Raw genomic sequence first — 13,381 nt, 5'->3', positions numbered from 1 at the left:
GCCCATGCCTGTGTCCTCCTGAAGTCCGGCCCGGTCGATGCGCGGCTGCCAGCCTAAGTCGTTATCCTCCTCGCAATCCATCCATCGAAGGATGCACAATTGGGTGGAGCGCCGGACGTCGTCCTCAACGCCAGAGGTTTAAATCCTCCGACGGCTAGCCATCGTCGATCGTCTGGATTAGAGCCTGCGCAGAAAAATCGATGAGCGTGGCGCGCCGCGTGCGCCCGCGAAACACGAACGCGTTGCGGGCTCCGTCAGAAAATGCGATCAACATCGCCTGCGGCACGATCTGGGCCAGCGCGAGCGCGGCGCCATCGTCCTGATCGGGGCGAAGCTCGAGCAGCACGAGTTCTGGCGCCGCGGCGCGCAGCTGCGCCTCTATTCCACTGCTGTCATCGAATTCCGCGATCACATCGAGCGGGCGGCGAGACGCGATCGACTCGACAATGAGATCGCGAAACATCGGCGCTAATGCAACTGTCGCGGTTCGGATCGCCGGCACGTGCGAACCCCGCTTGAGGGATTATCCGCCAGTTTGCGCGCGTCTATCGCAAGGGGCTACCCATCCTAATGCGGAGAAAAGGTGGAAAGCGCCGGCTTCACCGGCCTGTCAACCGAGGCGGCCGGTGCAGCTCCTGCGCGGGATCGATTAGAGGTTGCCGTGATCGTTCAGCCAGCTCGCGGCCTGCCCGCGCCGCTCGAGGTTGAGCTTTGCAAGCAAATGATGAACGTGGGTCTTGGTGGTGGCAAGACCGATGTTGAGATGGCGGGCGATATCCTTGTTGCTCAAGCCGCTGGCGACCAGTTGCGCGATCTGCCGCTCGCGGGTGGTCAGCAGCGCCGGCATGGGCTTGCGCGTTTTGCCGGCGGCCGGGCCGACCATCGACAGGCGTCGCATCAAACCGGCGGCGACGTTTTCCGTGCAGGCCTGTCTACCCCCTGCGATGTTCAGGAGGGCTGGAGCGATATCGGCAAGCGCGGCCGTCTTTGGAATATAGCCCGCAGCGCCGAGCTCGGCCCAGGTGACGATTTTTTCCGCGGTCTCGGTAACCGCCATCACCACAACCAGAACTTCCGGCGCCTCGGCTCGAATCTGACCGATCGCGGCGCGCCCTCCGGGCAAAGCTTCATCGATCATGACAATCTGCGGCTGGCGCTGCCGAAGCGTGACCAAGGCTTCCTCCAGCCCGGCGAAACTGCCCAGGATTGACAGCACGCCGTCGCGTGGCAGCAGTTCCGACAGACTCTCGCGCGTGAAGCGGATGTCGGAAATGATCTCAATCCGCAGAGGAAGCTGCACCTCGATCTGATTGGCAGCCCAATAATCCGCGCAATGGCCTTTTGTCATATTCATGCGCTCCGTCTGAAAAAATTACGGACGCCTCACCTGCCACCTCGTGCAATCACGCCCGGGCCTTGGTCGTCGACGAGACCGCCGCGTGAGGCAAAATCCTTGCTACTATACACGATGCGCGGCAAATACGGAAACGGCGTCTCAGGCAGTCAACCTGAAGGCGAGCGCTTCCATTCATCCCGGTGAGAGCATGCCAGCAAGATCCCGGACCATGCCGAAAATTGATTGAAATCATTGATCTTATGGCTCGAAGCGGCACGCGACCGGCAGGCCGGCAGGAAGCCAGGCAATCCCTGATAGCCGGTATGGCGATACGATGCGTCGAAGCCTGCGACATTCCGCGCCGGGGTTTTATTTAATGCCTGCATTCACTCGGATGCAGCTGCGCAGCTGGTTGCAACGACCGATGTCAGGCCGCGTAATCAGGCCTCATTGGGCTGACAACGGATCGCCAGACAGCGTCCAGCTGGTACCGTCGAAAACCGCGATCCGCAGCGTCTTGAATGGCGTATAATCGTCCGGTTTCGTATTGATCGAGATGCCGGGGAGCATCAGCGGCAGCCGTTCACCATGCAGTGACGTCGCCTGCCGGACGAGATTCTCGCGCGTCAGCTGGTCTCCGCATTTCTTCAAGGCGAGCGTAACGCCATTCACATTCATGTAGGCCACCAGCACGGAATAGTCGTCCGGATTGGCTGAAGGCGCGTACTTATTCAGAAACTCCTTGTACGCCTTTATCTCTTCGTCATTGGCCCACGCCGGGTCGCCCGGCTGCTTGAGAAACTGGGTCGTGACCAGTCCCTTTGATGCTTCCAGACCCGCAGGTTTCAGGACAGTTTCGACCGACGCTGCCGAGCCGCCGATGACATGGAGCGGGTTCCAATTGAGCTCGTGAACCTTGCGGATCGTCTGCGCCGTGGCCTTGGCGGAGGACTGCTCGATCAGCGTGTCGACGCCCGCCGCCTTGAGCTGAACGATTTGCGAATCGATTGTCGGATCGGAAAGCTCATAGGATGCCTCGGCGATTATCTGCGCGGCCTTCACCCCAAGACCGGCGCGCAACCCCCTGACATAATCCTTTCCAAAGTCGTCATTCTGGTACAACAGGCCGATCTTGGCGTCCGGATGGGTTTGCAGGATGTACTTGGCGATGACAGCCCCTTCTGTTTCAAAATCGGGGTAAAGCGGCACGGTCCACGGGAAGGTTTTCGGATCGTTGAACCGGCGTCCTCCCGCGGTGATGAACAGCTGCGGCACCTGTTTGGAATTCAGGTATTTCTGGATGGCGACGTTCGGCACGGTTCCGATGGTGCCGACCTCGGCGAGTACACCGACATCCTCGACCAGCTTGCGTGATTGCTCGACCGCCTTGGGGGCGCTGTAGGCGTTGTCGAGTTGGGTGAAGTTGATCTTCCGGCCGTTGATTCCCCCCTGTGCGTTCAGCATTTCGAAATAGCCGACGACGGCGCGTCCGGCACCGGCCCCGAAAGCGGATGCGGGGCCGCTGAGCGGCGTCGATTGACCGAGCTTGATCTCGCTATCGCTGGCCCCGGGGCCATAAGCCTTTTGCGCCCATGCGGGAGATGCGGCAAGCAGCGCGGATATGGCCAACGTGCCCCAAATGCGGTGCGCCGTAAGGGTCAAGATCGTTTCCTCCATTTTCAGCGTGAGCATTCCGGTTATTTCAGTAGTTCGCGGGCGACGACGACGCGCTGGATCTGGTTGGTTCCCTCGAAGATCTGGGTCAGTTTGGCGTCGCGCATCATGCGTTCGACCGGATAGTCCATGGTGTAGCCGTAGCCGCCGAAGATCTGAACGGCGTCGGTGGTGACCTTCATGGCCATGTCGCTCGCGAAACACTTGGCCATGCTGGCGAGGACGTTCAGGCGCTTCCAGTCGCCTTCGTCACCTGCCCGAGCGCATTCGTAGACCAGGGCGCGCGCAGCCTCGATCTGGATGGCCATGTCCGCCAGCATGAACTGCACGCCCTGGAATTCCGAGATGGTTTTATTGAACTGCCTGCGTTCCTTGGCATAGGCGATGCTGGCCTCGAGCGCGCCCTGCGCCAATCCGACGGACTGGGCGCCGATGGTCGGGCGGTTGAGGTCGAGCGCGCGCATCGACGCCCGAAAACCCCTGCCTTCTTCCCCGACGAGATTCTCCGCCGGTACCCGTACATTGTCGAGGAAGATGGGTGTGTTGGGCGCACCGCGGAAGCCCATCTTGCGCTCGTGACGTCCGAAGCTCACTCCCGGCATCTTCTTCGGCTCGAGGATGAAGGCGCTGATACCGCCCGCGCCCGGGCCGTCGCTGGTCCGCGCCATCAAGATGATGTAGTCGGCAACCACGCCGTAGCTGCACCATTGCTTGCGGCCGTTGATGACGTAGCCATCGCCGTCCTTGACCGCCCGCGTGCTCATCGCCGCGACGTCGGAGCCCGCCTGCGGCTCTGAAATCGCGATCGCCGTCACGACGCCGCCCTTGGCGATGATCGGCAGGTATTTGTTCCGTTGCTCCTCGGAGCCGAAGTGAAGCAGCGGCATGATGAACATGGTATTGAGACCGGCGATCGAGGCGCAGGCGGGCGAGACCTTCGAGATTTCCTCGCGGGCGATGCAGGTCATCGTCAGATTGCCGTTCGGACCGCCATATTGTTCGGGCACCCATAGTTGCATCAGCCCCATTTCGCCGAACAACTTCACGATCTCCAGGGGGAAGCGATCGGTCTCGTCGATTTCCGCGGCGATCGGAGCCACGTGTCTGGCCACCATTTTTCTGACGGTGTCACGGAAGGCAACCTGCTCTTCGGTAAAGCTCATGAAGCGCTGATCCTGAATGAAGCCAAAAAAGGTACTTCCATTGAATGGGTGATCCATTTATACTCGAATCCCATGGCGATCAAGTCAAGCCCTCGCAAGCCCCCTCGGCCGCGGCCGGCCCCGCTCCAGCGGCGCGACCGGGCCCCTGATGTTCCGGCCGCCGCGGCGGCGGCGGCGGTGAAGTTCCGGCCGATTCACACCCGGCGGGCGTTTGAGGAAATCTGCCAGCGAATTCGGGAGCAGCTGGCGCTCGGCGTCCTCAAGCCCGGAGACAAGCTGCCTCCGGAGCGCGAGCTTGCGCAGCAACTTGGCGTCAGTCGCAACGTGCTGCGGGAGGCGCTGCGCAGCCTCGAAATGGCCGGGGTTCTGCGCCTGCAGAAGGGCGTCAAGGGCGGCGCCTTCATTCGGGAAGGCGACACCAGCCGCATGAACGATGTCGTGCGGGACATGCTGAGCCTTGGAACGATCTCGCTCCGGGAGCTTTCGGAGGCTCGAATCCAGGTGCTCGATCTCGCCGTTCGCCTGGCCTGCGAACGCGCGCGGCCGTCGGATTTTCGGGCTCTGGAAGCCAATATAGAGCGGACGGAACTTGCGACGGGCGAAGGTCGATTGCTTGACCGGGTCGAATGCTCGCGCGAATTCTACAGGCTGCTGGCGCTTTCGACCGGCAACAAGGTCATTGCCATGATCATGGATTCGGTGACCGAAATCCACATGCGCTTCGTCTATGCGAAGGTTGCTTCAAGCGGTGCCTCGTCGCCGCGGCTGTCCGAAAAGCGGCGGCAGTTCTTGTCCGCGTTGCGGGCGCGCGACGTTGCCGCGGCCACCCGCCTGATGCGGGGTCATCTTGAATCCGTCCAGCGGATGCTGGAGCTGGACCCGGGCGCGATGTCGCTTCATGTGGCCTTGGCGGAGATGCAACCGGGTGTACCCCGATGAGTGCGGCGGCGCGCGCGGTTTTGCCTTAAGGCCAAGGATGGCAATGAGGACAGGGATAAGCAATCAAAATGGAGGAAAGCATGTCCAGATATGAAAAATACGAGTGCCTGAAGGTCGAGGTCGCAGAGAAGGTGGCAACCGTGACCCTCAATCGTCCCCAGGCGCGCAACGCCATCAACCAGAAGCTGATCCGGGAATTGCGGTCGATCTGGGACGACCTCGCCGACGATCACGCCGTCAACGCCGTCGTCCTGACCGGCGCCGGCGACTATTTCAGCGTCGGCGGCGATGTCAAGGCGATGTCGGAGCGCCCCGGCGGCGATGTTCTCGAAGAGGGCGAGGTGCATGATCCCATGATCAGCCGGCGCATCGTCAACCGTCAGCTCGAACTCGACAAGCCGATCATCGCCGCCATCAACGGCGACGCCATCGGCCTCGCGGCCACGCATGCATTGCTGAGCGACATTACCGTGATGGCGGAAGACGCCCGCATCGGCGATACCCATGTCTCGCGCGTCGGTCTGGTTGCGGGCGACGGCGGCACGGTGATCTGGCCGCTGCTCGTCGGCATCAACAAGGCCAAGGAATTCCTGATCCGCGGCACGCTGTTGAGCGGCAAGGAAGCCGAGCGGATCGGACTCGTCAATCATGTCGTGCCGCGCTCGGAGGTGCTGGCCAAGGCTCGCGAAATTGCCGTGGAGCTCGCCAACGGTCCGACCTGGGCTATTCGCTGGACCAAGCTGTCGATCAACCAGATCGTCAAGGAGCGGGTAAACCTGTTGCTCGAAGGCGCGATGGCGCTGGAGCAGGTGACCTTCGACACCGCCGATCACAAGGAGGCGACAATGTCCTTTAAGGAAAAGCGCAAGCCGAAATTCAGCAAAACCTGATGCAACTCCCGACCGATGACATCCGGCAGATGCTCCGGGACTCGCTCCGCGGGTTTCTCGGCGAGCACTGGAGCGCAGCGGCGGCAACCGAGCAGGCGGCCGTTCCGGAAGAGGTTGCGGCGATCTGGGGCAAGCTCGTGGGGCAGGGCGTGGCTGCGCTTGGCTGCGATTTCAGCGAAGGAGGTGTTCGCGAGGTTCTGGTGGTGAGGGCCGAGCTCGGCCGCGCCGCCTGCCCGGCGCCGATGTGGTCGGCCGCCCTCGCCAATCTCGGGCTTTCGACTTGCCGTGACCAAGCCGCGGTCGACTTGCTCGAGAAATTGCACGAAGGCGCTGTTCGTGTCGCGTTCTCCTTCGGGGCGCTCGACCCCGACCCCAATACGGGCGCGATCCGGATTACCGGCGGAAGGGCGAGCGGATTACTCCGTTTTGTCGAAGCCGCGGGCAGCTGTACGCACCTTGTCGTGACCGTCGAAGGATCCAAGCTCGCGGTCGTCGAACTCAGCGCATCCGGTGTCGAACGCGTGCCGACCCGGGCCATGGGTGCTTTCGGTCTTTATGAGATCAGGCTGAATGCAGCGCCGGCGATTCTGATCGCGCCGGAACATTTTGTACCCGACGATCTCCTGCTCGAAGCCAAGCTCGCGCTCATGGCGCGGGCCTACGGTGCGGCTCGGCGGGCCTTCGAACTGGCCGTCGACTATGCCAAGGAGCGCCAGCAGTTCGGCCAGCCGATCGGCAAGTTCCAGGCCATCCAGCACAAGCTTGCCGACGGCCTGATCGCGCTGGAAGGGGTGCGGCTAACGCTTGATCACGCGGCTCATCGGCATGATTGCGGCGAGCCCAGCTGGCGCTATTTTGCCAATGCGGCCAATGCCTTCGCTGGCGGCGCGTTGCGGCGCGTTGCGCTCGAAACCCAGCATACGTTCGGCGCCATCGGCTATGCCGAGGAACACGAGGCGCCGCGCCACTTCAAGCGGGTGCATCTCGATACGATTGCGCTCGGCGGCGCGCCGCACGCGCGGCGCGGCGTAGCCTCGTTTCTGCTTGATGATGGCGGGGCCGACCTGCCGCAATATGATCTCGGTACTGCCGGCAACGAATTGCGCGAACAGGCGCAGGCGTGGCTCGAAGAAAACTGGTCCGGCGAGCGCAAGGCCGCTTTCGATGCGAAGCCTTTCGCCAGGCGCGAGTTCGATCCTGGGTTTGCGCTGGATATCGGCAAGACCGGGTGGATCGGGCTGGGATGGCCGAAAGAATTCGGCGGCCAGGCGCGCTCGGCGCAAGAGCAGCTGGCCTTCATCGAAACCATGGAGCGGGGGGAAGCGCCGCGGATCGGCGCGGCCATCCAGGCCAACGCGCTGATGATGTTCGGCACGCCGGATCAGCAACGAAAATACCTGCCTGAAATCCTCCGCGGCGAGGCCATGCACGGCATGGGTTACAGCGAGCCCCAGGCTGGCTCCGATCTCGCCGCGCTGCGCACCGGCGCGGTGCGTGACGGCGATGCCTGGGTCATCAACGGGCAGAAGATCTGGACCACGACGTGGTGGGGAAAATACATGTTGCTGGCCGCGCGAACCGATCCACAGGCAAAGCCGCCGCACGCCGGGATCAGCATGTTCATTGTCCCGATGGATGCGCCGGGCATCACGATCCGGCCCGCGACCACGATGTATGACGGCTCCTTTGCCAACATCTTCTATGACGACGTCCGCATTCCCGTGGAGAACATCGTCGGCGAGGTCAATGGCGGATGGAAAGTGCTGACGGGAGCTCTTGCTTTCGAGCGCGGCCTCGTCGGCGGCGGCATCGTTCTCAGGGTTGCGCACGCCTTCGAGCAATTGCGCCGGCACGTCATGGCGGGGGGAAGCGACGCGCCGCCGCTTGGCGAAGACCCTGTTGTCCGCGACAGGATCGCTGCGATCGCGTCCGAAATCGAAGTCGGCCGTCAGTTGATGATGCATTGCGCGGAACTGGCGGCGGACGGCATCACGCCGCCGGAATACGGCGCGATCAGCAAAGTCTTCTCCGGCGAACTGATGGAGCGTTTCGGCGAAACCGCGCTCGACATTCTCGGCATGCGCGCCGCGCTTTCCGAACAGATGCCGGGGGCGCTCGACAATGGCCGGTTCGAACAAAATCTGCGGCATTCCCTGATGTGGGTCATCAGTATCGGGACCAACGAAATCCAGCGCAGCCTGATTGCGCAACGCGGGCTTGGGCTGCCCAGATAGGAGCTAAAGCGATGCAGGAGTTGGAGACCACGGCGCCGCTCGATGGCCTGCGGGTGCTCGATTTTTCGATCATGCTGGCCGGCCCCTATTGCGCCCGGCTGCTGGCCGACGTCGGCGCCGACGTCATCAAGATCGAGCCGCCGGAAGGCGATGACATGCGGCTGCGCACGCCCTTGCGCGAGGGCCACAGCGCCTATTTCGGTCAGCTCAACGCGGGAAAGCGCAGTCTTGCGCTCGACCTGAAAAGCCGTGAGGCGATCAAGCTCGTGCATCTTCTGGTCGAGCAGGCCGATATTGTCGTGGAGAATTTTCGCCCGGGCGTGATGGATCGCCTCGGGCTCGGTTACGAGGCGTTGCGCGCGATCAATCCCAGGCTGATTTATTGCTCGATCTCCGGCTACGGCCAGTCCGGACCGGCCGCCGAGCGCGCGGCCTACGCCATGATTGTTCATGCCGAGAGCGGCTTCGATCGTACGCTGATGCGCTATGCCGGTGACAGCAACAGGCCGGCGGCGGGAGCCGTCTTCGTCGCTGACATACTGGGCGGAATCTTCGGCTACTCCGCGATCCAGACCGCGCTGGTCCAGCGGGCGCGGACCGGCCAAGGCCAGCGTATCGATGTCGCACTGATGGATTGCATGCTGAACCTTTTGGTCTACGAGTTACAGGAGGCGCAATTTCCGATCCAGTCGCCGCGACCGACCTATGGTCCGCTTCGGGCGCAGGACGGCGACATCCTGATCGCGCCGATCACGGCGCGCAATTTCACTGCCCTTTGCGAGGTGACTGGACAGGTCGAACTGGCCAACGACCCGCGTTTTGTCACCGTGCCGTCACGTGGTGCGAACTGGAGCGCGATGATGCATGTCATCGAGAAATGGACGGAGCGCCACCCCGTGAGCGAATGCATTGCCGCGCTCGACCGCGCCGGCGTTCCCTGTGCCAGATATCGCGACCCCGGCGCGGCGCTGACCGATCCGCACCTCCTGCAGAGAGGCGCGTTTTCGAAAATAGCCGACGCGGCGGGCGAGTTTGTCGGCGTCAATGCGCCGTGGAAAATGTCGGGCGCACAAACCGCGATGCAGCGCGAGGTGCCCGCGCTCGGCGCGCACCGGGACGAAATCCTCTCGCGGCTGCTCGGTCTGTCTCCTGACGCGGTCGGCGAACTCGTCGATGCCGGCGCTTTCGGAAAGCCACGACGAGCGAATCCATGAAACCGGTCGTTTCCACGCTCTCCGTCCTCATCCCGTCCGGAAACACACATCATCGAGATTGAACACCAATGATCCCCACAACAGCGCGAGCGCTGTATCACCGCGACGATCTTCGCCGCCTGATCGATCCCGCGGTCGTCGCCATCGTCGGCGCGTCGGAGACGCGCGGCTCGTTTGGTGAGCGGACGCTCTCCAACATGTCCGCTTTTACCGGCAAGGTGTACGCGATCAATCCGAAATACCCCGACCTGCTCGGCCGGCCCTGTGTGCCCTCGCTCATCGACATGCCGGAAAGTCCGGATTGCGTTGTGCTCTGCGTGGCGCGACCGATGGTCGAGGACATGATCGAGAGCGCGGCCGCCGTCAAAGCGGGCGGCGTCATCATCTATGCCTCGGGCTTCGCCGAGACCGCAAAGCCCGACCGCATCGAAGCCCAGCAACGCCTGCAGCGGCTTGCGCAGCGTACCGGCGTTCGCGTGGTCGGGCCGAATTGCGTGGGGCTTGCCAACACGCGTTCAGGCGCCGGATTGAATTTCATGCCGGACTACGCCGGCATGGGACACCGGCGCGGCCCGATCGGCATCGTCTCGCAGAGCGGTGCGCTGGGCTACACCGTGCTGCAGGGCATGCAGCGCGGCATCGGGTTCTCGCACTATCTCGCAGCAGGCAATTCCTGCGACGTCGATGTCTGCGATTTCATTTCCTATCTCGCCGAAGATGAGGCGACGAAATCGATCATTTGCCTGCTGGAAGGGGTGAACGACGGCGGACGTTTCCTTGCCGCCGCGCGCAAGGCACGCGGTGCCGGAAAGGCGCTGATCGTCTACAAGACCGGCAACAGCGAGACCAGCAGCAAGGCGGCCATGTCGCACACCGGCACCATGGTCGGCTCGATTGTTGCCTATCGCACCGCCATTGCAGAGGCCGGCGCGATCGCGCTCGACAATCTCGAGGCGGTGCTGGAGACCGCCGCTTTCATGGCAAGGACAAAACCTCCTTCGCGGGGCAGAGGCGTCGGCATTCTCTCGACTTCCGGCGGCGCCGCCGTGATCTGCGCCGACAAGGCGGAAGCCCATGGCGTGCCGCTTCCCCCACTTGAAGCCGAGACCGACCGCGTCTTGCGCGAAGTCGTTCCGGATTTCGGTTCGGTCGCCAATCCATCCGACGTCACCGCGGAGGTGCTTAAATCGTCCGAGACGTTCGGAGTTTGCCTCGATGCGTTCCTGAGCGATGCCGGCTTCAGTGCGCTGGTGCTGCCGATGATCTTTGCGCACGCCTCGTCGAGCGGCGCCCGCGCGCCGACCATCGTGGCGGCGGCGGCGCGGTCAGACCGGCCACTCGCCGTGGTCTGGATGAATGAATGGTATCAGGGACCGGGCAGCGAACTGCTCGACGCCGATCCAAGAGTGTGCATGTTCCGCTCGGCGGATCGCTGCTTTGCGACCCTGCGGGCCTGGCTCGACTGGCACGAATGCCGCGATGAACGCCCCGCCGAATCACGGCGATCCGATCGATCAGCCGAGCAGGCGGCGCGTATTATCATCGCCGGGAAGGGCCGGGGTCCGGCTTTGTCGGAAACGGATTCGAAGCGGATATTGGCCTGCTATGGAATCGCAACGCCTGAGGAAATCCTGGCCCGCGACGCGGAAGGCGCAGCGCTGGCGGCAGGCCGGATTGGCGGTCCGCTGGCGGTCAAGATCGTTTCGCCCGATATTCTTCATAAGACCGAGGCCGGAGGCGTAAGGCTTGCCGTGTCCACTCCGCAGCAAGCTCACAGAGCTGCCGAAGAGATCCTGCAATCCTGCCTGCGCCATGCGCCGCAGGCGCGGATCGACGGCATCAGCGTGCAACAGATGGTACCGTCAGGTCTCGAGATGGTGCTCGGGGTCAAGAACGATCGCCAGTTTGGCCCGCTGCTCGCCGTCGGACTTGGCGGTGTCATGGTCGAATTGATTGCCGATGCCGCGGTTCGGCTCGTGCCTGTAACGGACGAAGCCGCACGCAGCATGCTGGCATCGCTTAGGGGTTACGCGCTGCTCACGGGATTTCGCGGCAGGCCGGGCGTCGACCTCGATCGGCTGGCCGACACCATCTGCCGGCTGTCCGAGCTCGCCCACGATCTGAGCGACGTGATCGATCAGATCGATGTCAATCCGGTCATTGCGTCAGCGCATGGCGTCGTGGCCGCGGATGCCCTGATCGTGTGCCGCTCATGATGTCCAGCGGGGAAATGCGATGACAAGAGATGTCGCCATTCTGGGCGCCGCGGTGCTGCCGGTCGCCAAATGGCAGCAACCGCGCGACGCGGCGCTGCAGGTGCTGGAACATGAAGTTCTGGCAAAAATCGTGATCGAGGCGGTGGCGGATGCCGGCATCGACAAGAGCGAGGTTTCATCGCTCGCATTTGCGCAGCCGCGCCCCTACACCCAGCAGAAGTATTTCGCGACCTTCATGGCGAATTATCTGCGGCTGCCCTGCACGGGTTCGGTGCAGGAGATCCTCGGCAACGGCATGACCGCGGCGCTGGCGTTCGAAGCGGCGGCCAATGACATCCGGTTGGGACGGTCGCGGGTCGCGCTGGCGCTTGGCATCAATTGGGAATCGGCCATACCCGCCGTCGAGCACATGATGAATTCGATGCGCGCGACCGGCGACGTCGATTTCCACGCGCCGTTCGGATTCACGCCGATCTCCTGGTACGCCATGGATGCCGCGCGCTACATCCACGAATTCAAATCCTCCCGGGAAGAACTCGCGACCGTCGCGGTGAAGAACCGGCGCCACGCCTCGCTCAACCCGATCGCGCAGTTTCGCGAACCGATCAGCCTCGAGGATGTGCTGGCGCAGAAGCCGATCGTGGAACCGCTCGGGCTTTACGAAGTGCCGCCGCGCGGGGATGGTGCCGCCTGCATCGTGCTGGTCGATGAAGATGTCGCCAAGGCGTCGGGCAGGCCTTACGTCCGGGTGCGGGGAAGCGGCTTTTTTCACGAAGGCGCGCACCAGATCAATGAAGTGCCAAACGACATGATTGCGCTTGTGTCCGCTCAAAGGGCAGGGCAGGCGGCCTATCTGGAGGCCGGCGTTACGGCGTCCGATATCGACCTTGCCGAGCTCTATGCACCCTGCACCATCATCGAGGTACTGGCGAGCGAGGCGCTGGGCCTGGTGCCGCGCGGGCAGGGCGGGCGTCTTTGCGCGGAGGGCGCAACCTCGCTGGGCGGCCGGATTCCGATTTGCACCTCGGGCGGCCTGCAGTCGCGCGGCCATCCCGCACACGTCACGCCGTTTTATGGTTTCTTCGAAGTCTGGGAGCAGCTGACCGGTCGCGCCGGCCGACGCCAGGTCGCCAATGCCAGGCTTGCCGTCAGCAGCGCCGAGCTCGGCAATTACAACGCGGCGATGATCCACGTGCTGGAAGGTGTGCGATGACGCTTGCGATGCAGCCGATCGATCGCGTCAGGGCCTTTCCGCCGCGCCTGACGGAATTCACGCAGCGGTTCTGGCAAGGGCTCGGCAACGGGCGGTTTGAGACCACGCGGTGCGAGGAATGCGGTCGGCTCAGCTTTCCCCCAAAACCGTTCTGCCCGCACTGCTGGTCAGCTCGAATCGTCTGGACCCCGCTCCGCGGTCGTGGCAAGCTTTATTCGCAGACAATGGTACATGCCGCGCCGGCTATATTTGAGCATGAGATTCCCTATCGGGTCGGCATCGTCGACCTCGATGAGGGATTGCGGATCGCGACGCGGGTGTTGGCCACCGTCGAGCCGAAACTTGATATGGCCGTTGAGATCATCGTCCTCAACTACCGCGACGGACCACTATTCGCAGCGCGTCGTTGTCCTGAGTTGCCAGCCTAAGGCCAGCCGTCAAAACTATTGAATCGGATCTTTTTCTCCCCTCCCCCCGCGAAGCGGTGGGGAGGGGTCGGGGG

General features: G+C 63.1%; 11 protein-coding genes. 7 read left to right on the top strand and 4 right to left on the bottom strand.

Annotation, left to right across the window (positions count from 1 at the left end):
* Nucleotides 1-154 precede the first annotated feature (154 nt).
* The 4 genes from ABSG20_RS15980 to ABSG20_RS15965 all read right to left on the bottom strand — a co-directional run bounded on the left by ABSG20_RS15980 (nt 155) and on the right by ABSG20_RS15965 (nt 4,173).
* On the bottom strand, nt 155-463 hold the full coding sequence (locus ABSG20_RS15980; RefSeq protein WP_423865478.1) for a hypothetical protein: 309 nt from the start codon (nt 461-463) through the stop codon (nt 155-157).
* 186 nt (nt 464-649) lie between these two features.
* On the bottom strand, nt 650-1,348 hold the full coding sequence (locus ABSG20_RS15975) for a LuxR C-terminal-related transcriptional regulator (RefSeq protein WP_423865477.1): 699 nt from the start codon (nt 1,346-1,348) through the stop codon (nt 650-652).
* A 435-nt stretch (nt 1,349-1,783) separates the two neighbouring features.
* On the bottom strand, nt 1,784-3,013 hold the full coding sequence (locus tag ABSG20_RS15970) for an ABC transporter substrate-binding protein (protein WP_423865479.1): 1,230 nt from the start codon (nt 3,011-3,013) through the stop codon (nt 1,784-1,786).
* Between the two features lie 20 nt (nt 3,014-3,033).
* On the bottom strand, nt 3,034-4,173 hold the full coding sequence (locus tag ABSG20_RS15965; RefSeq protein ID WP_423865476.1) for an acyl-CoA dehydrogenase family protein: 1,140 nt from the start codon (nt 4,171-4,173) through the stop codon (nt 3,034-3,036).
* 177 nt (nt 4,174-4,350) lie between these two features.
* Between ABSG20_RS15965 and ABSG20_RS15960 the strand changes: the two genes are divergently transcribed.
* From ABSG20_RS15960 to ABSG20_RS15930, 7 genes are all read left to right on the top strand, one after another.
* Entirely contained in the window at nt 4,351-5,112 is a 762-nt protein-coding gene (locus ABSG20_RS15960; RefSeq protein WP_423865475.1) for a FadR/GntR family transcriptional regulator, read from the top strand.
* Between the two features lie 80 nt (nt 5,113-5,192).
* The gene (locus ABSG20_RS15955) at nt 5,193-6,002 is read left to right on the top strand and encodes an enoyl-CoA hydratase/isomerase family protein (protein WP_423865474.1); all 810 of its coding nucleotides are present in this window, start codon (nt 5,193-5,195) and stop codon (nt 6,000-6,002) included.
* Nucleotides 6,002-8,236, top strand: a complete 2,235-nt coding sequence (locus tag ABSG20_RS15950) for an acyl-CoA dehydrogenase family protein (protein WP_423865473.1) — start codon at nt 6,002-6,004, stop codon at nt 8,234-8,236. Before ABSG20_RS15955 ends, ABSG20_RS15950 begins: the two co-directional genes overlap by 1 nt.
* 11 nt (nt 8,237-8,247) lie before the next feature.
* Nucleotides 8,248-9,450 carry a CaiB/BaiF CoA transferase family protein gene (locus ABSG20_RS15945; protein ID WP_423865472.1) on the top strand — a complete coding sequence of 401 codons (1,203 nt, stop codon included), beginning with the start codon at nt 8,248-8,250 and terminating at the stop codon, nt 9,448-9,450.
* Between the two features lie 68 nt (nt 9,451-9,518).
* Nucleotides 9,519-11,666: an acetate--CoA ligase family protein gene (locus ABSG20_RS15940; RefSeq protein ID WP_423865471.1), complete on the top strand. Its 2,148-nt coding sequence runs from the start codon at nt 9,519-9,521 to the stop codon at nt 11,664-11,666.
* A 19-nt stretch (nt 11,667-11,685) separates the two neighbouring features.
* Nucleotides 11,686-12,879 (top strand): thiolase family protein, encoded by a 1,194-nt coding sequence (locus ABSG20_RS15935; RefSeq protein ID WP_423865470.1) that lies wholly within the window; start codon nt 11,686-11,688, stop codon nt 12,877-12,879.
* Entirely contained in the window at nt 12,876-13,307 is a 432-nt protein-coding gene (locus ABSG20_RS15930) for a Zn-ribbon domain-containing OB-fold protein (RefSeq protein WP_423865469.1), read from the top strand. Before ABSG20_RS15935 ends, ABSG20_RS15930 begins: the two co-directional genes overlap by 4 nt.
* The last annotated feature ends 74 nt before the right edge of the window (nt 13,308-13,381 follow it).

Origin of the sequence: Bradyrhizobium sp. (genome assembly GCF_049512235.1) — a bacterium.
Taxonomy (GTDB): domain Bacteria; phylum Pseudomonadota; class Alphaproteobacteria; order Rhizobiales; family Xanthobacteraceae; genus Bradyrhizobium.
The sequence above is the reverse complement of the archived record's forward strand: the minus strand, read 5'-3'. Positions and strand labels throughout refer to the sequence as shown.